We start from the raw sequence: 372 nt of genomic DNA, 5'->3' as shown, positions 1-372 counted from the left end.
TCAGGTAAGGTTTTACGCGCATGCTGACGCGCTTCTTCGATTAACCGCGCTTCATGACTATCTGCACCCGTGGCAACTAGATAGCCTACCAAGCGTTTGTCATTATTTCCTGCTTCGCGGGCGAGCACCACGGCTTCTTTAATCCCATCGCACTCTTCTAGGACATGTTCAATTTCCCCCAGCTCAATGCGATATCCCCTCACCTTTACCTGATGGTCAATACGACCCAAGTACTCCAGCTCACCGCTGGGCAGCCAACGCACAAGGTCCCCTGTTCGATACAAACGTTTACTGTTGTTACTGCCCAAACCGTCATAAAATGGATTGGTAACAAACTTTTCATCATTCAGTTCTGGCCGGTTCAGATAACCC

The 372-nt window shown here is 49.5% G+C and carries 1 protein-coding gene; it reads right to left on the bottom strand.

Annotation, left to right across the window (positions count from 1 at the left end):
* Positions 1 to 372 (bottom strand): AMP-binding protein (locus tag EXT47_RS23685; RefSeq protein WP_130127751.1); only part of this gene is annotated, 372 nt, incomplete at both ends.

Origin of the sequence: Pseudoalteromonas sp. CO342X, from assembly GCF_004208915.1 — a bacterium.
Classification (GTDB): Bacteria; Pseudomonadota; Gammaproteobacteria; order Enterobacterales; family Alteromonadaceae; genus Pseudoalteromonas; species Pseudoalteromonas maricaloris.
Note: the sequence above shows the minus strand (reverse complement) of the source record. Positions and strands in the feature narration are given on the sequence as shown.